The following is a 22,708-nucleotide window of genomic DNA, read 5'->3' as shown; positions in this document are numbered from 1 at the left end:
GCCCTAAACAGGCTGGCATAAAGCCGCCTTAATAAAACAAAATTAAAAATTATTTGATAATTAACACAGAATCTCTCTTCGGCAAGCCGGAAAGAGGGGTTTGAAGGCTGAATATTTTAAATTGCTAAACATCAAAGAAAAGCTAACCCGCGTTCAAACCCCTCTATGCGGCGACAGCCGGAGAGAGGGTGACGTTCGCCCTGGCGAACTGGCGGGTGAGTCGTCTAAGCCCCCCTCTCAATGCGCATCCGGAATCTCTACCTTACCCACCATCTTCACAACAGGCCGGCGTTTTATAGTGACTATTACCAACGGAATGCATAACGCGTTTAAAATAGCCAACAACAAAAACGCGTCCATATAACTTAGTAAAAATGTTTGGCGTACCACTGTACGTTCCAGGGCTTCAATAGATTGTTGCACCGCGTGCAGGTAATTGGCTCCATGTGCCATAAAGTTGCGCACAAAACTTTGACGGCGTTGTAAAGTAACATCGTCAGATGCGGTAACATGGGTTATCAATGCGGTGCGGTTAATGGCCTCGCGGTGCGCTATATAAGTATTAGTTAATGCTATACCAAATGAACCGCCCATTTGCCGCATCATATTATTTAACGATGCGCCTTGAGGTATATCTGCCGGTTTAAGATCAGATACGGCCAGCGCCGTGAGCGGAACAATAAGTAACGCCGCGCCAAGTCCCCTAAAGATAAGTGCCAGCAGGAAATTTGCATCGCCTGATTCGAGGTTGTTACGAGACATCATAAAACCAAAAGCCGCCGTTAAGCCAAAACCGCAAATAATGAGGTATTGCGGGCGAATACCGCTTTGCAGCATCTTACCCAAAAACGGCGAAATCAATGCTGCCATCATCGTTCCCGGCAACAATATAGTGCCTGTTTGAAAAGCGGTAAAACCAATAATCCGTTGCGTATAAAGCGGAAAAACAAACAAGGCGCTCAGCAAACCGAAACCCAGTACAAAGGTCATGATGGCAGAAATTGCCAATGTGCCGCTTTTGAGTACTTTTAGATTGATTATAGGATTATCGACAGATAACTGCCGCCAAACCAGTAGCAATAAACTAATTACCGATGTAGCGGTTAACACAATGATATAATTGGCAGCAAACCAATCGTCCGTTTGACCGCGTTCCAACACCACCTGCAGGGAACCAATCCCGACAATGAGCAGCAGTATCCCCCACCAGTCTATTGATTTTTGAACCGGCGGTTTGGGCGTATCCCGCAGGTACATAAACGATAAAAGAGCCGCAAGCATGCCAATTGGAATATTCACATTAAATATCCATTGCCATTGGTAGTTATCAACAATGTAACCGCCCAATACCGGCCCAATTGATGGGCCTACAATAATACCCAAACTAAAAATGCCGCTGGCCAGTCCGCGATCTTTTGGAGGGAAAGTTTCAAACAAGATAGCTTGTGATGTTGATAGCAAAGCCCCGCCCCCGATGCCCTGGCAAAACCTGAAGAATACCAGTTCCCATAAATTGGTAGAGAAGCCGCAAAGCGCCGAAGCAACCGTAAATAAAATGATAGAGCCTATATAATACTGCTTACGCCCGAAAGTTTGGGCCAAAAAGCTGGTCATGGGAATGATGATTACGTTGGCAATGGCATATGACGTAATTACCCAGGCCGTATCTTCTAAGGTAGAGCCAAGGTTACCACTCATGGTATTGATAGATACATTTACAATGGTTGAGTCTATCAGCTCAATAATTGTAGATGTGATGATTGTTATTACAATGATCCACTTCCTGAAACCTGTTTCCATAAAGTTTTAAATTTAACTGGCCAAAAGTAGGCTGGCAGTCAAAGGCGGTGTTTATAATAATCAATCAGATATTTATAAAATTCAAACAAACCAAATTTACAACACGACAAATCAGGCTAAATTTACTTTTGTAAGACAAATAAAAATCCATAATAGAACAAAATGGTTATAATAATCAAACATTCATTTTGTAATTGAACGAGGGTTTAACTAACTTTATCTTATGGTAAGAACAGAAACACTTGAGCAATTTTACGCGCGGCATTATGCAGGCAATTCTCAACCGGCAAATAACGCGGGCCAAGGGCATTTCAACGTGTTTTTAAGAGCATGCAGCCAAAAAACGCCGCTAAGCCGCAGGGATTTTTACAAGGTAACACTGGTAATTGGCAACGGTATTATGCATTATGAGGACAGGCAAATTGTGATCGATCGGCCGGCGCTGGTTTTTACCGGACCACAGATTCCATCCTGCTGGGAGCCAACATCGACAGAGCAAAGCGGCTGGTTTTGTTTATTTACCCAGGCTTTTATTGAAAGTTATCAGCATAAATACACCATTGAAGATTTTCCGTTATTTAAAGCCGGCGGTAAACATGTTATTTTTTTAGATGATCGGCAACTGGCTTTTCTTTCTTCCACCATGCAGCACATGATGGAAGAGATGGATTCTGATTATGTTTATAAATATGATCTGCTGCGCAACTATCTGCGTATTTTAATGCACGAAGCTTTGAAAATTGAGGCTGCTCCTATAGTCGAGAAGACAACCAGCGCGGCAAGCCGGATAACAACTCTATTTTTTGAGCTGCTGGAACGGCAGTTTCCTATTGATTCGCCCGATCATGCTCTAAAACTAAAAACAGCCAATGACTATGCCGAAAATTTATCGGTACATACCAATCACCTAAACCGCTCCGTGAAAGAAAGCACGGGCAAGACCACCACTCAGCACATTAGCGACCGGGTATTGAAAGAAGCCCACGCCCTGCTAAAACATACCGACTGGAACATTGCCCAGATAGCCAACTCCCTTGGGTTTGATGAGCCGGCTTACTTTACCAACTTTTTTAAAAAGCATACTGGTAACTCACCGGGAACATTGAGAAACAGCAACGCAGTAACAAGCTTTTAACTTGTTACAATTTCCAAAATCTGCTATTTGCCTATTACTTCCCTGCGGTGCGCCTGGCCCCAGTGATATAACTCCTCTAAAACTTTCTCTAATGATTTGCCGTGAGGGGTTATAGCGTACTCAACCGTAGGCGGAAATGTGTCATATACCGTGCGCTTAATCAGCTTATTAGTTTCTAAAGCTTTCAACTCTTTAGATAGCATTTTATCTGTAATGCCGGGAATTTCTTTCGAGATTTGTTTAAACCGTTTATTGCCCAATGACAGCGACAGCATGATGAGCAATTTCCACCGGCCTTCCAACGCTTCTAAAGCATCTTTGATGGCTAATACACTTTCGGGACACCCTTCTCTGTTCAGCATATTTAATTTATTACGATGATGTGTTTACGATACTATCCCTTCGGATAGCGCTATCTATGAGGATAGTACTATATCATGGATAGCAAATGTAAATAACTTTGAGCTGTTAATAAACACACAACATGGCAGATCAGCACAAACCCTCAAAAACGTTAAACATTACGCTTTGGATAGCGCAAATACTACTGGCGGCAACTTTCATTTGGGCCGCTTCAATGAAATTATTCCAACCGATTGAAAAACTATCTGCCATGTGGCCATGGGTGGGGCAAGTGCCGGTTGCACTGGTTAATTTTACGGGTGTTATCGATCTGTTGGGTGCGCTTGGTGTAATATTGCCGGCGCTGTTTCGTGTCCGCCCAAAACTTACGCCAATTACGGCTGTCGCTATTATTATATTAATGATTTGCGCAAGCGTTTTTCACATTGTACGCGGCGAAGCATCGGTAATTGGGGTAAATGTTATTTTTGCGTTGATTGCCGCTTTCATCGCATGGGGCAGATTTGGCAAAGCGCCCATAATGCCAAAATAAAACAGTTTATTTGTTTAACAGATAATTTGATGCTCAATGAAAAGCACAAAACCTTTAAGGATTAAAAGCATCAGCGAGTATCATCGCCTCATGAAGCTGGATCAACCCGCCCACCCTTTAATCAGCGTAATTAGTTTTGAGGATATTAAACGCCTGGCCGATGATAGTCCACAAAGTTTAACGCTTGATTTTTATTCTATCGCCCTAAAAAGAAACTTCAACGGAAAGATCAGGTATGGGCAGCAGGAGTATGATTTTGATGAGGGTGTAATGATCTTTATCTCGCCGGGCCAGGTTTTCAGCATCGAAGCTTATGAAGAGTTAAAACATGTGGGCTGGTTATTATTGATTCACCCGGATTATTTGTGGAATACGCCGTTGGCTAAATCCATTAAGCAATATGAGTATTTCAGTTATTCGGTAAATGAGGCACTGCACCTATCAGAAAAGGAAGAAGCCATGCTTGCCGGCATTATGCAAAATATCGAACGCGAGTACCACGCCACCATCGATCAATTTAGTCAAAGTGTAATTGCCGCCCAATTGGAATTACTACTTACTTACGCCGATAGGTTTTATCACCGCCAGTTTATCACCCGTAAAATAACCAATCACAAAATTTTGAACCGACTGGAAGATTTGCTCACCGGTTATTTCCAAAGCGATACCCTCACCACAAACGGATTGCCAACGGGAAGTTATATTGCCGAAGCTTTAAACGTATCGCCCAATTACCTCAGCGTGATGCTCAAGGTATTAACCGGCCAAAGTACGCAGCAGCATATTCATGATAAACTGATTGATAAAGCAAAAGAAAAATTATCGGGTACAGATCTATCGGTAAGTGAAATAGCTTATGAACTGGGATTTGAGCATTCGCAATCGTTCAGTAAATTATTTAAAAGTAAAACTAACCTATCGCCGCTGGAATTTCGCCAATCTTTCAACTGATAAAGAAATGGCTACAACAAAGCAAGATTAAGCTACAGGCCCCATTTTCATAGTAAGCACCTTTGTTCAACAAAAACAAAACAGACTATGAAAGTTATCGTAACAGGCTCATTAGGCAATATTGGCAAACCATTGGCCACAGCGTTAGTAGCGAAAGGGCATAATGTAACCGTTATAAGCAGCAACCCCGAAAAACAAAAAGATATTGAAGCCTTGGGCGCAGCCGCAGCTATAGGATCATTAGAAGATACTGCCTTTTTAGCCGCCACCTTTGCCGGCGCCGATGCTTTATTTGCCATGGAGCCGCCAAACTATGCCGCGCCCGATACAAGGGCGGCTTACCGAACCATCGGCGAAAACTACGCGCAGGTAATTCCGCAATCTGGCATTAAACGGGTGGTGCATTTAAGCAGCTATGGCGCGCATTTGGCCGAGGGTACCGGATTCATTTTGGGTGTGCATGATGTTGAGGGCATTTTGAACAAATTACAAGGGATAGCTATTACCCATTTGCGCCCGGCTTACTTTTATTACAACCTGTACAACTTTGCCAACATGATTAAACAGGCAGGTTTTATCGGCACAAATTATGGCGGAGATGATAAGCTGACAATGGTTGCCCCGAGCGACATAGCCGTTGCTGCCGCCGAAGAACTGACACAACCTGCTACCACAGGCAATAACGTACGCTATGTAGCCAGCGACGATATTACCGGGCACGAAGCCGCCCGCATTTTAGGCGAGGCCATTGGCAAGCCCGATTTAAAATGGGTAATTTTTACGGATGAGCAAACCCAGGCCGCCATGGAGCAAAATGGCGTACCGGCCAACATCGCGGCCCTATATGTTGAATTGGGTGCCGCCATTCACAACGGCAAATTACGCGAAGATTACGATTTGAATAAGCCCACTGTTATGGGCAAAGTGAAACTGACAGATTTTGCAAAGGAGTTTGCCGCGGCGTTTTTAAAGATATAAAACAACGGGAAATGTAAGGTATATATCCCAGACTTACGAAGTTTTAAAAACTTCGTAAGTCTTTCGCCGGTCTTATCAATCCCTACACCAATTTAAGCAAGGTCATACTCCACCTGCAATTTATACCCCTTACCATGTATATTAATCAGTTTAATCATGGGATCATATTCCAGTTTCTTTCTTAGTTTAGAGATAAACACATCTAAGCTTCTGCCTACAATTACGCCTTCATCTTCCCATATCTCTTTTTGAAGCCGGCTCCGCTCCACAATTTCATTGGGCGATTGGGCAAGGATGAGAAGCACTTTATTTTCTTTTACGGTAAGTTCAGTTGTCACATCGCCGGTTATCAGCTGTCGTTTTTGGGGATCAAAAGTGATCTTGCCAATGCAAATGTGTTTTTTGTCAATATATTCAGGTTCGGGCAATATCTTTTTCCGGGGTTTTACCGAGCGGGAAACTACCAGTCCTATAAAAGCCAATAACGGGATTCCGCCCGCTATTAACATGCTTTTTTGTGAAGTACTAATTCCCGCTTTCTGAAATTTTATATCAATGAGATAACGGCTTTTAGGTTGCTTACGTCCTGAACATGGTACGATATTATCTTTTTTATTGCTGAAGATAGCGTAGCCGAATATCACCCCATTATCTGACGGGTTTAATACGTTAACAATGTAATTATGGGCAACACTATTTTTTGCCAGCGAACGGCTGATGATCTGTACCAACGAATCTGACTGAAAAGCAAAAGCGTTTTCAAACTGTAATTGATATTCATTTTCGGCAATTTTCTTCACCGGCAGCACGCGCGATGTACTATCACCAGCATGTAAAAGTACCTGGTGCCCTATATTACGGAGCATAATTTCTTGCCGGGCCTTATCAAAATCATCATTATCTGTAAAACTAAAGGCGGCACAAACAGCGCTTATCAACAACAGAAAAATTAACGCGCCAAATGCTTGAACTCTATTATTAAGAAAGGCTTTGTAATTCATGGCGATTACAGGTTTATTTTTACAAAGTTTACAATTTTATTTACAAAATCCATCATTACCAACCTATTGTGGATGAATAGGTTTGCTGCATCAAATTTATTCAATATGCTTAAAAAAATTACGCTTATCCTGGTGCTGGCCTCGTTTCAAATATCGGCCTTTGCACAGCAAACCTATCATTTGGATATTAAAAAAAGCAAAATTTTGTGGAATAACCGCAAAACCATGGGCGGCCACTATGGTTACATCCTTTTTAACTCGGGCACGCTTAATTATCCTGCAGGCGATGACCCTAAAGACGGCATTTTTAGCATAGACATGAACAGCATGCGCAGTACAGATCACACCGAGCAAGCCCAAAATGAAAAGGTTGACCAGGAATTAAGAAAGGACGGCTATTTTTCGATAGACAAATATCCTACCGCCACCATGATTGTTAAACAGATAACACGCATTGGCAAATCTTCAATATATAAGGTATCAGGCGATTTGACTATAAAAGGGATCACCAATTTCATTGACTTTACTGCAACCATCAAAAAAACAGGGGATGTGATCACAGCAACCGCCCAACTCGAAATAGATCGCCTCAAATGGCATATTGATATGCAAACCAACCCAAAATCATGGGACCCCTTTGCGGCACTGGCAGATCATGTGATTTCTGATAAGATTTTGGTTTCGTTGAATTTGGTGTTTGGGAAGTAGGGACCAATTTTATATTTCAAAGTGATACTGAGCTAAGCCGCCAAAGACTTCCGAAGTTTTAAAAACTTCGGAAGTCTGGAATCTACCCCCTAAACCCTGCCGGTGTAAACGATGTTTGCTTTTTGAAAAAGTTAGAGAAATGGGCGATATCATCAAAACCCAACGTGTAGGCTATTTCGGCAATATTCCAGTTGGTTTGTTTAAGCAGGATTTTGGCTTCCTGGACCACCCTTTTGCTGATGATTTGGGTGGTGGTATGGCCGGTAACTTCTTTCAATACTTTGTTGAGGTGGTTAACGTGTACCGCCAGTCTATCGGCATAATCTTTCGCGGTGCGCAGGCCCAGCCGTTGATGTAATGAATCCAGCGGAAACTGGCGCTCCAGCAATTCAATAAACAACGACGAAATACGCTCCGATGCATTCTGCGTGCCGCTTAGGGTTGACATCGGCTGCAGCTTTTGCCCGTAATGGATCAACTCCAACACCATGTTTCGCAGCAGGTCGTATTTGTATTTATAATCGGCCTTTAACTCCTTAAGCATCTTTTTAAACAGGTATTCAATCTCCTGCGCTTCTTCGGCGTTAAGCTGAAACGCGGGTAGCTGCCCGGGTTGAAAAATTGGCAAGTCGTCCAACGTAACGCCGGCTTTATGCGGCAACAGGAAATCGGCAGTAAAAATGCAGAACATTCCCGTTTGATTGGCATCCGCCGGAATCCAGTGGTAAGGAATTTTAGGGGTTGCAAAAAGCAGGGCGCTGTTGCCCATATCAATTACCTTATCGGCATACTCGGCCCTGCTTTTTCCGTTTATCCAGCTAATTTTATAATACTCCCTGCGGCTGTAGGGCATTATGCGGTTGCCGGTCTTTTTATCAAACAGCTTTTCAGCTTCAAAAACATTAAAATGACCAATCTCTTTGGTAATACCTTCAGGAAGCGGCGCACCGTTTCGCTGGTAGAAATCCTCAAGAGATGTGTTAGTAATCGTCATCGTTCTTAAAACTCAAAAATAACTATTTAAACCTGATGTTGGTTTACACCAACATACCGCCTGAAACTTCTATACGCTGACCATTAACCCACTTGGCATCATCGGTACAAAGGAAAGCAACTACGCCGCCAATATCATCAGCTTCGCCCGGGCGACCTAATGCGGTAATGTCGCTCACCATTTTTTGCGATTGTTCGCTGGCCCGCAGGTGACCACCGCCAAAATCGGTTAATATGGCACCAGGTGCTATCACGTTGGCCCTTATACCGCGTGCGCCGAGTTCTTTGGCCAGGTAACGGGTAAATACCTCAACAGCGCCCTTCATACTGGCATAAGCCGACGACCGTGGCAAAGAAACACGGGTAAGCCCGCTTGATACGTTTACAATACCGCCACCATCATTCATTACCGGCAGCGTTTTTTGGGTTAAAAAATACACGCCTTTGTAATGCACGTTCAGCAGCTCGTCAAAAAAGTCTTCGGTTACTTCTTCAATTAATTTGTACCCGCCAATACCGGCGTTGTTCACCAAAAAATCAAGGCGATCGGTTCCAAATTCGGCGTTCAATAGCTCTTTTACTTTTTCAATAAATGTATCAAAGCTTTTAATCTCGCCGGTATTGAGTTGCAGGGCGGCAGCTTTTCGTCCGCCTTGTTTAATCTGGTCAACTACCTTTTGCGCTTCATCGGCACTGGTGTTGTAGGTAATAATTACATCAATTCCTTTGTCGGCAAGCCTCAAGGCCATGTCTTTACCCAGGCCACGGCTGCCGCCGGTTACCAGGGCTATTTTATTTTTACTTTCCATATCGTTTTATATTTAATGATACAAAGGTGGCAAGGATAACATAGGCAGCGTTTGAACAAATCAATCGGTTATTTGCGAATTTCAAATAATTTGAAGCATTTTTCCAAATTCCCTTCCTCGGGAGTGGCGCTATGGGCATGAGCGCAAAGGCAGGGAGGGGTTTCTACAAGCGACCTGCTAACATGTTAACTCCCAAGCATGGCTTAACCCCTACCTTCCCTTCCCCAAGGAAGGAATCGCACTCGCCCCCAGCTGTTTTTCAGGCGCTTAACTTTAATGCTGTTACTTCCCGTACTGTTCATCCGTAACCTGTTCCATCCAATCAACCGGCGAGCCGTTTAGCTTTTCCTGGATAGCAATATGGCTCATGGCCGTGGTTGCGGTGGCGCCGTGCCAGTGTTTTTCGCCGGGGGCAAACCATACTACATCGCCTTGCCTAATTTCCTGAATTTCTTCGCCCTCGCGTTGTACCCAGCCAAAGCCGGCAGTTACAATAAGGGTTTGGCCAAGCGGATGGGTATGCCAGGCCGTGCGAGCACCGGGTTCAAAAGTAACCAGTGCCATTGCCACGCGAGCCGGATCTGGCGGGGCAAAAAGCGGATCAATCCTTACCGTTCCCGTAAAATATTCTGCCGGACCTTTGCCCGATGGCTGCGAGCCATTGCGTTTAATTTCCATAGTTGTTGATGTTAAATAACAAAATACTAACGGACCAATATACAACTGTGTTTTATGGAACAGCTATTTCTTTTAATCATTATGGCATTCCCGCCGGTAGAAGCGGGCCGCGCTTTACGTTCATACGCGCACAGGGCCTTAGGCGCGGGCCGGTATCCACTGCAATCGCTAATGCGGGGAGGTTTTCAACCACAATGACCGTTTGAAATAAGCTTTAAAAACGGGATTACAGGGTTAACATAACTTAACATATTAAAAATACAAATAATTGATTATTAGATATTTGTATCATTTTGCCATAAAAAGTGTTAACCCAAAATTTGGTTGAAATATAGTGTACTTATTTAAGGATGATACCAGGTAGCTTTGATATATAAACGTTGATGAAATCACAAGGCATCCGGCCAGTGGGGCAATTGCACAAAAATGCACCAGACTGATCTCAGTAGGCCCCGCTAAACGCCTTCATTTTACCAGCTGAACCTTTTACAAGTGACGATAGCAAACCGTATATTACCCATAAATCTAATACTTCGACATAACAATACCAGTAGTAACTTTTTCTATATTACGGCATTCCCGCCGATAGAAGCGGGCCGCGCCTTGCGCTGATACGCGCGCAGGGTCTTAGGGACGGGTAGATATCCACTGTAATCGCTAATGCGGGGGAAGGAAAACTGGTAGGTTGTATATGATAGCGTTTGGGGGGGGTGTTAACGAATGTGTATATGTTGTATTTTTGAGGCGGGTTCAAAAGATCGCAAGTTCTATAGCAAACTGGCAGTGGCACAAGATTGCTTCGAGTAAGATCACTAATTGAATATTTTTTTTACAGAATATCATGCACTAATTCTATCAGAAATTTTAGAATAAGGCATACGTATTTGATCGCTGTAAAATAAAATTTCTGATCCTTTGGGACTCGATGGTGAAACGCTATACCTTAAATCATAAACAACCTTATTTTTCAAATCATAGATATTATTTATCTCTTCGACATTATCATAGGTTACAATCCAATGTTTAAGTGAACTACCTTTGATGGCATCTGCAATTAATTGGTGGTCATTATGATTATAAAAATTTGTATAAAGCCGTTTGCCTTGGATGTAGTAAGGCGGATCAAGAAATACTAACCCTTTAACATCATTATCAGGAAGAGTTTTTGTTATCAAATTTAGAGCGTCTTCTCTGTAAATGTGGATATTATCCGCTAAATTGGCAATTTTATTAATTCGCTTCACAAGATCAACTTTGTTATAACGGGCATCAATTTTAAAATTACCAGTTTGATCATTCCCGCCAATGACTCCTGCTTTAATGACCCCAGATCTGTTAGTCCTGTTCATGAAGAACGTGGAAAAGCCTAAGTCAATGTGATCGTAATTGTCTTTATCTGATTGTATGGCTCTTTGTTTTCGCCATTCAGTCATAGTTATTGGTGTATCCCAAACGCGTTTTAAAAATTCGTCGGTGTCACGTAATATTGCATGCCAGAAACTATGGATACCTTTGTCGTAGTCGTTTATATGTATTTCGGATACATAATCCTCAATTAGAAGCCCAAGCGCGATACTTGCACCTCCGGCGTAAGGTTCGCAGTAACTGCCGCCGTCGAGATTATTGTGAAGGATTAAATCTTTCACAAAGTGAAAAAGTTTCCCCTTGCCACCTGGATAGCGTAAAGGTGAATAGTATTTTTTACCGTGTGGCATTTAGGGCTTTTTGAATTTATTAATTGTCATATCAATTACAGCGATAATAAACGGCTCCAATGTCGTAAAATCTGCACGAAGCTGTATTGCTGAAGTTGAATAATTTTTACCAGAGTGCTTGTTTGCGTTCCCTTTATCCGAGATCTCTTTCAAAATTTGCTGAAAATCTTTCTTTTCAGTCTTATTATAGCTCATATTATTGTTCATCATTGAGCCAAGATACCCATCAAATGGTGTTCCTTCTTGTCTGCCCGACAGCGCCGTTAGTGATTCAAAGAAACTCCATGCACCAATATAAAGCAGTTGTGCATGCTGTACTGCTGAAACAACGCATAAAGAGCGATAAAGTGAAATTAGTTTTTGAGATTTCAATAAAACCAAGCGCTGGGCTATTTCGTCAGATTGTTCAATACCATAAGACTTATTATCCCGTACCGCAGATGGAGATGCAGACTGCTGCGGACCTGACGCCGTAGTCTGATTGGAAGAGTTACTTGGATTTGCTGTCGAAGTTGTAGAACGAGGGGAATTGTTAGAATTTGTCGAATCGGGCGAAGAGCCTACAGAAGAGTCTGTAGGCGACTGACTATTTGTTGCCGGAGTGGTGTCAACTGGAGCTTGTGACCTAACATTATCAGAAGAAAGACCAAATTGTTCAACAAAAGCATCTACTGATGCCTTATCAGCATACTTTCCACTTCGAGACAGGCTGATATCTTTATTTCGCATCGCTTCAAGAAAGTGGACCACTTTGTCGACGGCATCTTTAACAAGTTTATCTGCCGTAGTCTTGATCCGTTGGTGCCTACCGGAAAAGATACTTGTAGAAATAATTCCTTTATCCAGCGCAGACTTGAAAATTCTGCGGAAAACTTCATGAGAATAGTCACTGGAGTCTATAAACGCTGTCCATTCAGGATGCCTGCTTTCTGTTTCAAGAAGAAGCACAATAGCGTACCATTCGTTGCCATCTTCCATTTTCTGATCGTATCGAAAGCGGGCAGCGCCATAAGCGCTCCAGTTTATCCTTGCTTTGCCTTGTCCGGCTGCATGCCTTTCATATACGGTTTTGTATATCAGTTGTTTGTCGTCTGAGACTTGCGCAAAAATATTTATCAAATCGACAGTGTAAGTTTTTAATAAAGAATTTGCGTGATCTTTAATTGCTCCCGATGGGCTAAATTCTTGGGGGTTATTAAGCACTTTTAACGCGGCAAGACGGCGATTTCCATCAAGTACGATATTTTTTTTACCGTTTTTATAGACGAGAAGGAGTTCTCCCAAATTATCTTCCGCAATGCTTGACATTAAGTTTTTAAAATATGCCGGATTTGCAGAATAGATTTTTACGACACAGCTTTTCTGATCCTCTGCTTCTTTGAAACGGTAATTTCCTTGATCTAAGAGCAAATCGTCTATTTTGAATTTTTTTACTTCGTTAAAGCGCATATAATTGGATAAGGTTTAAGTAAATTAATATTCTGCTATAATACAATTTAATATCGTCCCTTAAAACTATTTATTATCCATCTTTTTATATTGAACAGTTGTGGCCCATTTCAGCGCAAGTCTTAATCTATTGGATATTGCGTAATTGTAGACTTTAGAATTGTTTATTTGAGTAGCACATTAGCCTACTTGCAAATATAGAATACTAAAAAATGCTTTCCAGCCCGAGTAAGCCGCTATCCCAATATCGTTAAGTTAACAGCTTGACCGGTTGCTCCATCGGAGCAAAAGCTTTGTAGTATAGATCGATTAATATGCTTTCGTGCCGTTAGGTACCCCACACAGGTTCCATACCTACGGCATGGAGCATTGTATTTTATTATTTCTACAAAGCTTTATCCCCTACGGGGAAGAAAATCCTTTGCTTAGTGACATTGGCCTTGTCGCGGCAGCGATGTATATTAATTAAAAAACTTTATTACAATAGGTTACTCCCGGGCATTGAACGTATAAAATCGTCGCCCATGTTTAGCGCAAGTTCATCAATACTCTCAAAATATTTCAGGCCTGCATCTCCCGTGCCTTGTGGTGCAATACTTATCTCTGTTACCACATATCCATTTTCGAGCAACAGCAGTACATTTTCCATTTCATCAGGATAATGTAGATAATCAATAATTTTTTGCCCCTCGATGTTTTTCAGCTTATTTTCTACATATTCAATCTTGTAAGGCTTATATTCTTTAGGTACCGGTTCATACCCAAAGAATGACTGAATCTTGCCCAACAAGCTATTCCTCCTTTTTTGTTGCCTTTTAACGATTTCGGCAATTGTCATTTTATTTTTATTGATGTGATAAACAGGATGCGGTAAAACATTGGCAAAAAGGCTTTCTGCCTCGAACGGCAGGTCTTCTATCGGAATGACTTCGTTATCAATGGACAACCGTATAACAATATTTGAGTCGAGTTCAAAAAAGCATTCTGCGGTATCAAGTCCTCCTGGCTCAAACACGGATAAAACATAATATTAGTTATCCTTAAGCCTACTATCGTTTTAATATGCATATCTTATAACTGATGTTAAAATAATCACGCTTTTTGCTGCATCGGTCACCGGCTTTTATCCCTTCCCCACCGTCATGGCAATCAACTCCTCTTCCTTTAACAGCGTAATGCGTTTGCCGTCCATCGCTATGATATTACTTTGCTGAAAATCGTTCATTACTTTAAACAGGGTTTCGTAAGCTACCGCTGCAAATGACGAAATATCCTGCCGCGAAAGTTCTATCGCTATATTTCCATCGGCGGTAACACCAAATTGTTTCTTTAGGTTAATTAATGATAGTGCAATGCGCTCCTTAACCGGCATATGCACCAGGTTGCGCATTCTTTTTTCAGATTCCTGGAGCAGGTTGGCGAAAAGCCTCATCAATGAGTAGGTAAGTTTAGGGTTCACATTTAAACTCGATTCAAAAAAAGCCAGGTCGATGGCGCAAACAGTCGAGTTTTCAATGGCGGTAGTGGTTACGGGGTATACCAGTTCGTTACCCAGGCTCATGTGCCCCAATATATCACCGGGCTGTGCAAACCTGATAATCAAATCTTTATCGGTGTCCCAGCGTTTATGAACCTTTATTTTCCCGGAGTAAACAAAATAAATCATGGAAACCGGCTCGCCTTCGCTAAATATCTGCTGACCTTTTTTTATCTCAAAATTCTTTTTATGCGATGTTATAGCCATCGTCCAATCGGCCGAGCAATTGCTGCACAAATAACAGCTACTTACATCACATCCGTTTTTTATTTCCTTCATCATTTATCACCTAAAGTACTGCAATATTAATTAAGTTGATAGTATTACCGCCTGCGCGTTTAATAATGTTATTCCTTGTGGTGTGGTTTACTGTGTACCCCCTCATCTTTTGAAATAGCATTACAAAAAAAACGTTGTCATTTCGAACGAACCGGCAGGGATATTGTGCGCCGGAGGTGAGGAGAAATCTTATACGAGCGACAAGCCACATTGCTCGTAGCTCGTATAAGATTTCTCTTTCGCACCCTCGCTTTCCCCTACGCTTGCTCTATCGAAATGACATTTTCTTTTTTTTGAAATGTAGGCTTACCTCACCCTGATTAAAGCCACAAACTACACAATCATTCTTAAAATATTGCTTTTGCAATAAAATTAAGATATTTTTGCACAAAAAAAATACATTTTATATTTCTTAAACAATATAAATTAAAGAAAACAGAAGATGAAAAGAAATATTCTTTCCAATGCCATTCCAATATCCCCTTTATTGGAAGAGTTAGAAACCAGCGGAGGCAACGCTAAAAGCACATTTCATAAAAAGGCCCGCCTAATCAGGATCTCTGTTTACGCGGTAACCGTGGCGGCATGTATCAGCCTTATCGCCAAGGTGTTGATCTCGCTTATTAACCTGGTAACCAATATTTCTTTTTTTGGCACTATTGATTTAAGTTTTCACAGTCCGGCGGGTAATCACCTGGGGCTATGGGTAATTGTTGTGCCGGCAATTGGCGGCATCTTAGTTGGCTTAATGGCATTATACGGTTCAAAAGCCATCAGGGGGCATGGTATCCCCGAAGCGATGGAGCAAATTTTAGTAAATGAAAGCAACATTAAGCCTTCTATTACTTTTTTAAAGCCAATTTCATCGGCCATTGCCATTGGCACCGGTGGCCCCTTTGGTGCCGAAGGACCCATCATTGCTACGGGCGGCGCGCTGGGATCAACCTTGGGTCAGCTTTTTAAAATTACCGCTACCGAGCGAAAAATAATTTTGGCAGCGGGAGCCACCGCGGGTATGTCGGCCATATTTGGCACCCCCATAGCGGCGGTTTTCCTGGCTATTGAGTTGTTACTTTTTGAATTTTCGCCAAGGGCTATATTACCTGTGGCTTTAGCGTGTATTACAGGCGCTGCAGGTCACCACCTTTTATTTGAATCGGGACCGGTATTTGCCATGCCTGATGTTGCCATCCCTTCAAATTTAGCATTGGGCCTGTATAGCTTTATGGGTGTTATTATCGGGCTGCTTTCTATCGGTATCACCAAAATTGTTTATTTTATTGAAGACGCTTTTGAAAAGCTGCCTATCCACTGGATGTGGTGGCCGGCATTAGGTGGCCTGGCCGTAGGCGTTATCGGCTACTTTGCGCCGCACACACTGGGTGTTGGTTATGATAATATTACGGGTGTACTTTCTGGTACATGGCCCATACAATTGCTGTGTATGCTATGCTTTTTTAAATTTTTATCATGGGCCATTGCATTGGGCAGCGGCACATCGGGCGGTACACTGGCCCCGTTATTAACTATGGGCGGGGCGGCCGGGGCGCTTATCGGCTCTGTTATACTTGCCGCGTTTCCGGCATCGGGCATCAGTATTCCTTTGGCGGCCTTAATTGGCATGTCGGCTATGTTTGCCGGCGCTTCAAGGGCTTACCTTACCAGTATCGTTTTCGCGCTGGAAGCTACCATGCAATCGCATGCATTACTACCATTACTTGGGGCCTGCACCGCGGCCTACCTTGTTTCTTTTTTCCTGATGGAAAACACTATCATGACCGAAAAAATTGCCCGGCGGGGTGTTAATACACCAGACTCATTTGAACCCGATGTTTTGCAAAAAATTACTGTAGGGCAGGTGATTGGCAATGAGGCCATTGTGATTAATGATGAAAGTACCATTGGAGAAGCACAAGCCTGGCTGGCTCAAAATACCCCCGATGATAACTACCTGGTTTTGGTGAATAACAGTGGTGCCTATGCCGGCATGATCAAAGTTACCGCTATTTACCAGGACGCGCTATTGCCCCAAACTTTATTAAAGCAACTGGTAAAAAAGGAGCAACCCGCGTTTTCCATCAACAGTAAGGATAGCTTGCGCAGGGCCTTGGAAACCATGTCTAAAACAGGAACGGACGTACTGCCTATCCTTTCGCCGGGTAATGACCACCAGCTAATCGGCGTACTATCTTATAAAGAGATCATCAAAGCGTACCAGATGCAAATGACCACTGATGCTTATACACACGTTAAAATATCACTTAAGCGCCAGCCTATGAAAACAGTGCCGAACGAGAAAGCCAAATAGCATTATCCATTCAGCTACCATGACAAAAAGAATACGGCACCACGTACGCCGCGCCAGGTACATTATTTATAAAGAAACACTATTTGATTTTAAGGAACACCTGTGGACTTTTATTGGATCTTTTTTAGGTATTGGCGTTATCGGCTTTATCAATAGTAAGTACTTTACCGCTTATGACAACATCTTCCTGATCGGCTCATTCGGTGCATCTTCGGTTTTAATATATGGCGTTATCAACAGCCCCATGGCACAGCCTCGCAATTTAATTGGCGGGCATTTAATATGCGCGCTGGTGGGTGTTAGTATCCATAAACTATTCCCGGCAGAAGTTTGGCTCACGGCGGCACTATCTGTTTCCTTATCCATTGTATTGATGCAGATTACTAAAACCCTGCATCCCCCGGGTGGGGCAACGGCGCTCATTGCCAATATAGGATCGGCCAAAATACAAGCCTTAGGCTATTTTTATGTGCTCAGTCCTGTATTGTCGGGAGTGATGATACTATTTTTAGTGGCGGTGATGTGCAATAACGCCACACCGCATCGAAAGTATCCTAAAAACAAAGAATGGTTTAAATTTTGGAAAAGGAGCTACCGTTATTTTTAACAAGTGTTTTATGATAACTTCAATTTAAGCGATCACATTTTTTGTTGATAGAGCATCTACGCTCCAGCGATAATATGGAATACTGGCTAACACAAACGCGCCGGCACTTGCAGCGAATACCGAGTAGTTAAACGGGGCTTTCCATCCCGAAGCAAAAACCATGGCAAGCGCGAAAGTCAAGGTGAGTAAGCCACTGCCAATTGCTGTGAGTTTGGTTTTATAACCAATAATGAGTAACAGGCCAAATAAAGCTTCGGCTATGGTAGCCAGCCAACCCATCACATCTGACAAAGGTTTTGATAAAAACGGAAGCAGCACGTGGGTATAACTTAAAAATGAAGCCCAATTTCCCCAGGCAATGTTTGGCTGCCCCGCCTGGCCAACCAGGCCCAATCTATCTGCCACGGCTGCAATAAAACCTAAGCCGAGTGCAAGGCGTAAATATAACTGGCTGTAAGTGCTGTAGTTTTTCATTGTTGATAAAGGTGATGACGCCCAAATTTACTTAAAATTCTAAACCATAATTCCGAAATTATAAATCCGAAATCCCAATTCCGAAATCAAAAATCAAAATTACACCTTCTCCCCAAACGCCAGATCCCCCGCATCGCCCAGGCCTGGGACTATGTAAGCTTTGCTGGTCATTTCATCATCAACAGCGCATACCCAAATTTTAGCATGCGGCAGGTTGGCGCGTACATGAGCAATGCCTACGGTACTGGCTATTACTGATGCGATGTGCAGCTCTTTAATGTTGTACTGCGCCATCAGCTCCTTACAAACCGATACCAGGCTTTGCCCGCTGGCCAGCATGGTATCGCAAATCACCAAAATCTTTCCATCAAGGTTTGGTGTCGAAATATGATCAACCTGGATCATGAACGTGCCGCCCCTTTTTACCTTACGGTAAGCGGTAATAAATGCGGAATCTGACTGATCAAAGTAATTCATAAAGCCCTGGTGAAATGGCAAACCGGCACGTAGTATGGTAGCCAGCACCGGTTTATCGGCAGGTATATTAATATTGGCAATGCCCAGGGGTGTTTGTACATCTACAGCCTCATAATGCAGACTTTTACTGAGTTCATAGGCCAATATCTCGCCCAGCTTTTCCTGGTTACCACGAAAACGGGCTTTATCCTGCTGAATTACGGCATCGCGCAATTCGGCCAAAAATTTATTAGCTATAGTGTTGGTTCTGTTCAGGACGAAAATCATGCTTAAAATTAAGGTATTTAAACAAAAGTGGTTTACTTTATTTTTCTAAGAACCAAAGGCTAATATTTAATTCAAGCTAATTTCATTTGAATATATGTAGTTAACTACGTAGATTTGTACATAAATTAAAACATTATGGATACTACAACACAGGTAAGTACTTTAAACAATAGCTACTGCGAGCAAATCATAGACATCATACTTCCTATACAACAAATAGAATTTAACGTACCGGTAACCCTGGAAGGCCAGCCCGACTTGCTGGATATTGAAACCAATTACCACCAAACCGGCGGCAACTTCTGGGGCGCTTTTCATAATGGTGAGCTGGTTGGTACCATAGCCATTATTGCCATTGGCGACAATGCAGGCGCGTTACGCAAAATGTTTGTACGCAAAGAATACCGGGGCAGGGAGCTGGGCGTAGCGCAATTATTGTTAGATACGCTGATAGATTATTGCAAGGAAAACCAAATTAATGCTATTTACCTGGGTACAGTTGATATGCTAAAAGCAGCACATCGTTTTTATGAAAAAAATGGCTTCACGCAATTATTAAAAACAGACCTACCCAAATCATTCCCGATGATGGGTGCCGATAATATTTTTTATGAGTTACATTTGGGCAATTAACCCATGCAACAAATGAACGTTATTGACGAATCGGGAATTTTAGCGATATCGACAAGGCTGCAACGCCTTGCCGATACCCTGCGTAAAGATGGGGTATTGATTTACAAAGCCAACAACATCGATTTTGAGCCCAAATGGTTCCCGGTTATTTATACCCTGCATTTTAAACCCGTTTTAAGCGTGGTTGAAATTGCCAACGAAATTGGTTATACGCATCCATCCACCATTAGTCTGCTTAAAGAGCTGGAGAAAGAAAAACTCATCCGCTCAAAAAAAGATAAAGCCGACGAACGCAAACGGCTCATTGTGCTAACCACCAAAGGCCAGGAATTGGTGGAACGTATGAAACCCATTTGGGAAATTATAAAAGCCGCCGCTGCCGAGCTTACCAATACCCAAAACAACCTCATGAAAGCCATTACCGAGGTGGAAGAGCAAATTACTGAGCAAAGTTTTTTTGCAAGGGCGCAACGGCTGAAGGGGGCGAGGTAAATTATTCCAATATAACACCACTATCATTTCAAAATAGGGATGGGTTTAAAACCCATTCCTATTTTGAAGTTTTAATTCCCTCCCACGGGAGGGGTGCGGTTGGAAATGCGCGCGAATGCAGGGAGGGGTTTCTGCAAGCGACTATATGCCATGGTAACGAATACCTGATTTAACCCCTACCTCCTCCTTCCCCAAGGAAGGAATCGCACGCCCCACCGCCCCATTTTATTTATTTCTAACATCCCCCCTTATCATCATAAAAACAAAACATCGCCAATAAACCCCTGTTGACATACTGTTGTCATTATCATGGGCTTATTTTGAGTTGTAAACCCTATTGAAGGATTATTTGTATTTTTACATTACACATGGATTTTAATTTAACATCTCAATATTCTCCCACCGGCGATCAGCCCGAGGCCATCAGGCAACTGGTTGAGGGTGTAAACAATGGCGATCCGTTCCAGACCCTTTTGGGTGTTACCGGATCTGGTAAAACTTTCACCGTGGCCAATGTTATCGCGCAAACACAAAAGCCTACGCTAATACTAAGCCATAACAAGACCCTCGCGGCACAGTTATACGGCGAGTTTAAACAGTTTTTCCCCGAAAACGCTGTAAATTACTTTGTATCTTATTACGATTATTACCAGCCCGAGGCATTTATACCCACTACCAATACTTACATAGAAAAAGATTTACAGATTAACGAGGAAATTGAAAAACTTCGTTTGCGTACTACCTCTGCCCTCATGTCAGGCCGCAGGGATGTTATTGTGGTATCATCTATCTCCTGTATTTATGGTATGGGAAACCCCGAGGATTTTGCCCAATCGGTATTTAAGTTCGCGGTTGGTACCCGCATCAGCAGGAACGCTTTTTTACATCGATTAGTCGAGATATTGTACTCACGTACCACTGCCGATTTTAAGCGTGGTACCTTCAGGGTAAAAGGCGATACAGTTGATATTTTCCCCGCTTATATGGACCATGCTTACCGCATTTCTTTTTTTGGCGATGATATTGAAGAACTAAGCGCTTTTGATGTAGGCACCGGCAAAACCGTCGAAAAAATGACGCATATGGTGCTATATCCTGCTAACCTGTACGTGGCTCCGCGCGAGCGTTTCCTGCAATCCATCTGGGCTATACAGGAAGAACTGGAAACCCGCAAAAAGCAATTTATAGGCGATGGCCGTTTCCTGGAAGCCAAACGACTGGAAGAAAGGGTTAATTACGACCTGGAAATGATTCGTGAACTTGGTTACTGCTCGGGCATTGAAAATTATTCCCGCTTTTTTGATGGCAGGTTGCCCGGCGCACGCCCTTTCTGTTTATTAGATTATTTCCCGGATGATTACCTGATGGTGATTGACGAAAGCCACGTAACGGTACCGCAGATCAGGGCGATGTACGGTGGTGACAGGTCGCGTAAAATGTCGTTGGTTGATTACGGTTTCCGCTTGCCGGCAGCTTTGGATAACCGTCCGCTTAATTTCCAGGAGTTTGAAAAACTGGCCCCGCAAACGGTGTATGTAAGCGCTACGCCCGGCGATTTTGAACTGGAAAAATCAGAAGGTGTCGTAGTGCAACAGGTGATCAGACCTACCGGCCTGTTGGACCCGATCATCGAAATTCGTCCGGTAATAAACCAGGTGGATGATTTGCTGGATGAGGTTGACCGCACCATTAAAATGGGCGACCGCATATTAGTTACCACCCTTACCAAACGCATGGCCGAAGAACTGGCCAAATACATGGACCGCCTTGGCATCAAATGCCGCTACATCCACTCCGAAGTTAAAACCCTGCAAAGGGTAGAGATTTTGAGAGGCTTACGCCTTGGTGAGTTTGACGTACTTATAGGGATCAACTTGTTGCGTGAAGGTTTGGATTTACCCGAGGTATCGTTAGTGGCTATTCTTGATGCCGATAAAGAAGGTTTCCTGAGATCAGAACGTTCGTTGATACAAACCATTGGTCGCGCCGCTCGTAATGACCGTGGCCGGGTAATTATGTATGCCGATAAGATCACCGATTCGATGCAGATTACGATGGACGAAACCAATCGTCGCCGGGAAATACAGATTGCTTACAATACCGCGCATGGCATTACTCCGCTTACCGTTGGTAAATCGCGCGAGGAAATTATTGAACAAACATCGGTGGTAGATTTCCAGGGTGGTGTACAAAAAGCTTATGTAGAAGCAGATTTTGCAACCCTTGCCGCCGACCCTATAGTACAATACATGACCAAGCCCGACTTGAAAAAATCTATCGACAACACCAAAAAAGAAATGCTTGCCGCCGCAAAAAACATGGATTTCCTGCTGGCCGCCAAGCTGCGTGATGAAATGTTTGCGTTGGAAAAAATGATGGAAGAGAAGTTTTAATTTTTAAATGTGCAGATATGCAGATGACTGGGAAGATGTGCAAATTTCAAATGTGCAGATATGCAGATGCTTTGTTTGTGTTGAGATGAGATGATTACATTTTTTTTATCTGCACATCTGAAATCTGCA

Annotated in this window: 23 protein-coding genes; 11 read left to right on the top strand and 12 right to left on the bottom strand. The window is 42.9% G+C overall.

The features are described from left to right. Window positions 1-237: 237 nt before the first annotated feature. Window positions 238-1,800 (bottom strand): DHA2 family efflux MFS transporter permease subunit, encoded by a 1,563-nt coding sequence (locus QWZ17_RS02155; RefSeq protein WP_290303231.1) that lies wholly within the window; start codon window positions 1,798-1,800, stop codon window positions 238-240. A 223-nt stretch (window positions 1,801-2,023) separates the two neighbouring features. Here QWZ17_RS02155 and QWZ17_RS02150 point away from each other — a divergent pair, with 223 nt between their 5' ends. Further along, window positions 2,024-2,935, top strand: a complete 912-nt coding sequence (locus QWZ17_RS02150) for a helix-turn-helix domain-containing protein (protein WP_290303230.1) — start codon at window positions 2,024-2,026, stop codon at window positions 2,933-2,935. Window positions 2,936-2,958: 23 nt separating this feature from the next. Here the strand turns inward: QWZ17_RS02150 and QWZ17_RS02145 are convergent, their stop codons facing one another. Beyond that, a complete protein-coding gene (locus QWZ17_RS02145; protein WP_290303229.1) occupies window positions 2,959-3,297 on the bottom strand; it encodes a winged helix-turn-helix transcriptional regulator in 339 nt (112 codons plus the stop codon). Window positions 3,298-3,419: 122 nt separating this feature from the next. Between QWZ17_RS02145 and QWZ17_RS02140 the strand changes: the two genes are divergently transcribed. From QWZ17_RS02140 to QWZ17_RS02130, 3 genes are all read left to right on the top strand, one after another. Continuing rightward, a complete protein-coding gene (locus tag QWZ17_RS02140; RefSeq protein WP_290303228.1) occupies window positions 3,420-3,830 on the top strand; it encodes a DoxX family protein in 411 nt (136 codons plus the stop codon). A 36-nt stretch (window positions 3,831-3,866) separates the two neighbouring features. Next, window positions 3,867-4,781 (top strand): helix-turn-helix domain-containing protein, encoded by a 915-nt coding sequence (locus QWZ17_RS02135; protein WP_290303226.1) that lies wholly within the window; start codon window positions 3,867-3,869, stop codon window positions 4,779-4,781. A gap of 87 nt (window positions 4,782-4,868) precedes the next feature. Continuing rightward, window positions 4,869-5,759 (top strand): NmrA family NAD(P)-binding protein, encoded by an 891-nt coding sequence (locus QWZ17_RS02130; protein WP_290303224.1) that lies wholly within the window; start codon window positions 4,869-4,871, stop codon window positions 5,757-5,759. 92 nt (window positions 5,760-5,851) lie between these two features. Here the strand turns inward: QWZ17_RS02130 and QWZ17_RS02125 are convergent, their stop codons facing one another. Then, window positions 5,852-6,760, bottom strand: a complete 909-nt coding sequence (locus QWZ17_RS02125) for a winged helix-turn-helix domain-containing protein (RefSeq protein WP_290303222.1) — start codon at window positions 6,758-6,760, stop codon at window positions 5,852-5,854. Between the two features lie 105 nt (window positions 6,761-6,865). Here QWZ17_RS02125 and QWZ17_RS02120 point away from each other — a divergent pair, with 105 nt between their 5' ends. After that, window positions 6,866-7,468 carry a YceI family protein gene (locus tag QWZ17_RS02120; RefSeq protein ID WP_290303221.1) on the top strand — a complete coding sequence of 201 codons (603 nt, stop codon included), beginning with the start codon at window positions 6,866-6,868 and terminating at the stop codon, window positions 7,466-7,468. 82 nt (window positions 7,469-7,550) lie between these two features. On the opposite strand, the gene QWZ17_RS02115 is transcribed toward QWZ17_RS02120, so the two are convergent. The 3 genes from QWZ17_RS02115 to QWZ17_RS02105 form a co-directional block, all read right to left on the bottom strand. Beyond that, window positions 7,551-8,462 (bottom strand): helix-turn-helix domain-containing protein, encoded by a 912-nt coding sequence (locus QWZ17_RS02115; protein ID WP_290303220.1) that lies wholly within the window; start codon window positions 8,460-8,462, stop codon window positions 7,551-7,553. Window positions 8,463-8,505: 43 nt separating this feature from the next. Further along, window positions 8,506-9,270 (bottom strand): SDR family NAD(P)-dependent oxidoreductase, encoded by a 765-nt coding sequence (locus tag QWZ17_RS02110; protein WP_290303219.1) that lies wholly within the window; start codon window positions 9,268-9,270, stop codon window positions 8,506-8,508. A 282-nt stretch (window positions 9,271-9,552) separates the two neighbouring features. Then, window positions 9,553-9,948: a (R)-mandelonitrile lyase gene (locus QWZ17_RS02105; RefSeq protein ID WP_290303218.1), complete on the bottom strand. Its 396-nt coding sequence runs from the start codon at window positions 9,946-9,948 to the stop codon at window positions 9,553-9,555. A gap of 54 nt (window positions 9,949-10,002) precedes the next feature. On the opposite strand from QWZ17_RS02105, the gene QWZ17_RS02100 reads away from it, so the two are divergent. After that, entirely contained in the window at window positions 10,003-10,146 is a 144-nt protein-coding gene (locus tag QWZ17_RS02100; RefSeq protein ID WP_290303217.1) for a hypothetical protein, read from the top strand. Window positions 10,147-10,787: 641 nt separating this feature from the next. On the opposite strand, the gene QWZ17_RS02095 is transcribed toward QWZ17_RS02100, so the two are convergent. The 4 genes from QWZ17_RS02095 to QWZ17_RS02080 form a co-directional block, all read right to left on the bottom strand. Then, window positions 10,788-11,663: a DNA adenine methylase gene (locus QWZ17_RS02095; protein ID WP_290303216.1), complete on the bottom strand. Its 876-nt coding sequence runs from the start codon at window positions 11,661-11,663 to the stop codon at window positions 10,788-10,790. Continuing rightward, window positions 11,664-13,112 carry a hypothetical protein gene (locus tag QWZ17_RS02090; RefSeq protein ID WP_290303215.1) on the bottom strand — a complete coding sequence of 483 codons (1,449 nt, stop codon included), beginning with the start codon at window positions 13,110-13,112 and terminating at the stop codon, window positions 11,664-11,666. 478 nt (window positions 13,113-13,590) lie between these two features. Beyond that, entirely contained in the window at window positions 13,591-14,127 is a 537-nt protein-coding gene (locus QWZ17_RS02085) for a hypothetical protein (RefSeq protein WP_290303214.1), read from the bottom strand. Window positions 14,128-14,235: 108 nt separating this feature from the next. Beyond that, window positions 14,236-14,931 (bottom strand): Crp/Fnr family transcriptional regulator, encoded by a 696-nt coding sequence (locus QWZ17_RS02080; RefSeq protein WP_290303213.1) that lies wholly within the window; start codon window positions 14,929-14,931, stop codon window positions 14,236-14,238. A gap of 439 nt (window positions 14,932-15,370) precedes the next feature. On the opposite strand from QWZ17_RS02080, the gene QWZ17_RS02075 reads away from it, so the two are divergent. Together QWZ17_RS02075 and QWZ17_RS02070 are read left to right on the top strand one after the other, a co-directional pair. Then, window positions 15,371-17,236 carry a chloride channel protein gene (locus QWZ17_RS02075; RefSeq protein ID WP_290303212.1) on the top strand — a complete coding sequence of 622 codons (1,866 nt, stop codon included), beginning with the start codon at window positions 15,371-15,373 and terminating at the stop codon, window positions 17,234-17,236. 19 nt (window positions 17,237-17,255) lie between these two features. Beyond that, window positions 17,256-17,843 carry an HPP family protein gene (locus QWZ17_RS02070; RefSeq protein WP_290303211.1) on the top strand — a complete coding sequence of 196 codons (588 nt, stop codon included), beginning with the start codon at window positions 17,256-17,258 and terminating at the stop codon, window positions 17,841-17,843. A gap of 24 nt (window positions 17,844-17,867) precedes the next feature. Here the strand turns inward: QWZ17_RS02070 and QWZ17_RS02065 are convergent, their stop codons facing one another. Both QWZ17_RS02065 and upp read right to left on the bottom strand, forming a co-directional pair. Further along, on the bottom strand, window positions 17,868-18,317 hold the full coding sequence (locus QWZ17_RS02065) for a DoxX family membrane protein (protein ID WP_290303210.1): 450 nt from the start codon (window positions 18,315-18,317) through the stop codon (window positions 17,868-17,870). Window positions 18,318-18,416: 99 nt separating this feature from the next. Then, window positions 18,417-19,061, bottom strand: a complete 645-nt coding sequence (gene upp, locus QWZ17_RS02060) for a uracil phosphoribosyltransferase (protein WP_290303209.1) — start codon at window positions 19,059-19,061, stop codon at window positions 18,417-18,419. A gap of 135 nt (window positions 19,062-19,196) precedes the next feature. Here upp and QWZ17_RS02055 point away from each other — a divergent pair, with 135 nt between their 5' ends. The 3 genes from QWZ17_RS02055 (at window position 19,197) to uvrB (ending at window position 22,579) form a co-directional block, all read left to right on the top strand. After that, window positions 19,197-19,694, top strand: coding sequence for a GNAT family N-acetyltransferase (locus QWZ17_RS02055; RefSeq protein ID WP_290303208.1), 498 nt, complete (start codon window positions 19,197-19,199; stop codon window positions 19,692-19,694). 12 nt (window positions 19,695-19,706) lie between these two features. Continuing rightward, the gene (locus QWZ17_RS02050; RefSeq protein ID WP_290303207.1) at window positions 19,707-20,186 is read left to right on the top strand and encodes a MarR family winged helix-turn-helix transcriptional regulator; all 480 of its coding nucleotides are present in this window, start codon (window positions 19,707-19,709) and stop codon (window positions 20,184-20,186) included. 368 nt (window positions 20,187-20,554) lie between these two features. Next, window positions 20,555-22,579, top strand: a complete 2,025-nt coding sequence (gene uvrB / locus QWZ17_RS02045; protein WP_290303205.1) for an excinuclease ABC subunit UvrB — start codon at window positions 20,555-20,557, stop codon at window positions 22,577-22,579. Window positions 22,580-22,708: the final 129 nt, after the last annotated feature.

The organism is Mucilaginibacter flavus, assembly GCF_030409315.1.
Lineage (GTDB): Bacteria > Bacteroidota > Bacteroidia > Sphingobacteriales > Sphingobacteriaceae > Mucilaginibacter > Mucilaginibacter flavus.
Note: the sequence above shows the minus strand (reverse complement) of the source record. Positions and strands in the feature narration are given on the sequence as shown.

Bases quoted from the DNA above. Each gene is read 5' to 3' on its own strand.
- QWZ17_RS02155 (WP_290303231.1), bottom strand. From the start codon at position 1,800: ATGGAAACAGGTTTCAGGAAGTGGATCATTGTAATAACAATCATCACA.
- QWZ17_RS02150 (WP_290303230.1), top strand. From the start codon at position 2,024: ATGGTAAGAACAGAAACACTTGAGCAATTTTACGCGCGGCATTATGCA.
- QWZ17_RS02145 (WP_290303229.1), bottom strand. From the start codon at position 3,297: ATGCTGAACAGAGAAGGGTGTCCCGAAAGTGTATTAGCCATCAAAGAT.
- QWZ17_RS02140 (WP_290303228.1), top strand. From the start codon at position 3,420: ATGGCAGATCAGCACAAACCCTCAAAAACGTTAAACATTACGCTTTGG.
- QWZ17_RS02135 (WP_290303226.1), top strand. From the start codon at position 3,867: ATGAAAAGCACAAAACCTTTAAGGATTAAAAGCATCAGCGAGTATCAT.
- QWZ17_RS02130 (WP_290303224.1), top strand. From the start codon at position 4,869: ATGAAAGTTATCGTAACAGGCTCATTAGGCAATATTGGCAAACCATTG.
- QWZ17_RS02125 (WP_290303222.1), bottom strand. From the start codon at position 6,760: ATGAATTACAAAGCCTTTCTTAATAATAGAGTTCAAGCATTTGGCGCG.
- QWZ17_RS02120 (WP_290303221.1), top strand. From the start codon at position 6,866: ATGCTTAAAAAAATTACGCTTATCCTGGTGCTGGCCTCGTTTCAAATA.
- QWZ17_RS02115 (WP_290303220.1), bottom strand. From the start codon at position 8,462: ATGACGATTACTAACACATCTCTTGAGGATTTCTACCAGCGAAACGGT.
- QWZ17_RS02110 (WP_290303219.1), bottom strand. From the start codon at position 9,270: ATGGAAAGTAAAAATAAAATAGCCCTGGTAACCGGCGGCAGCCGTGGC.
- QWZ17_RS02105 (WP_290303218.1), bottom strand. From the start codon at position 9,948: ATGGAAATTAAACGCAATGGCTCGCAGCCATCGGGCAAAGGTCCGGCA.
- QWZ17_RS02100 (WP_290303217.1), top strand. From the start codon at position 10,003: ATGGAACAGCTATTTCTTTTAATCATTATGGCATTCCCGCCGGTAGAA.
- QWZ17_RS02095 (WP_290303216.1), bottom strand. From the start codon at position 11,663: ATGCCACACGGTAAAAAATACTATTCACCTTTACGCTATCCAGGTGGC.
- QWZ17_RS02090 (WP_290303215.1), bottom strand. From the start codon at position 13,112: ATGCGCTTTAACGAAGTAAAAAAATTCAAAATAGACGATTTGCTCTTA.
- QWZ17_RS02080 (WP_290303213.1), bottom strand. From the start codon at position 14,931: ATGATGAAGGAAATAAAAAACGGATGTGATGTAAGTAGCTGTTATTTG.
- QWZ17_RS02075 (WP_290303212.1), top strand. From the start codon at position 15,371: ATGAAAAGAAATATTCTTTCCAATGCCATTCCAATATCCCCTTTATTG.
- QWZ17_RS02070 (WP_290303211.1), top strand. From the start codon at position 17,256: ATGACAAAAAGAATACGGCACCACGTACGCCGCGCCAGGTACATTATT.
- QWZ17_RS02065 (WP_290303210.1), bottom strand. From the start codon at position 18,317: ATGAAAAACTACAGCACTTACAGCCAGTTATATTTACGCCTTGCACTC.
- upp (WP_290303209.1), bottom strand. From the start codon at position 19,061: ATGATTTTCGTCCTGAACAGAACCAACACTATAGCTAATAAATTTTTG.
- QWZ17_RS02055 (WP_290303208.1), top strand. From the start codon at position 19,197: ATGGATACTACAACACAGGTAAGTACTTTAAACAATAGCTACTGCGAG.
- QWZ17_RS02050 (WP_290303207.1), top strand. From the start codon at position 19,707: ATGAACGTTATTGACGAATCGGGAATTTTAGCGATATCGACAAGGCTG.
- uvrB (WP_290303205.1), top strand. From the start codon at position 20,555: ATGGATTTTAATTTAACATCTCAATATTCTCCCACCGGCGATCAGCCC.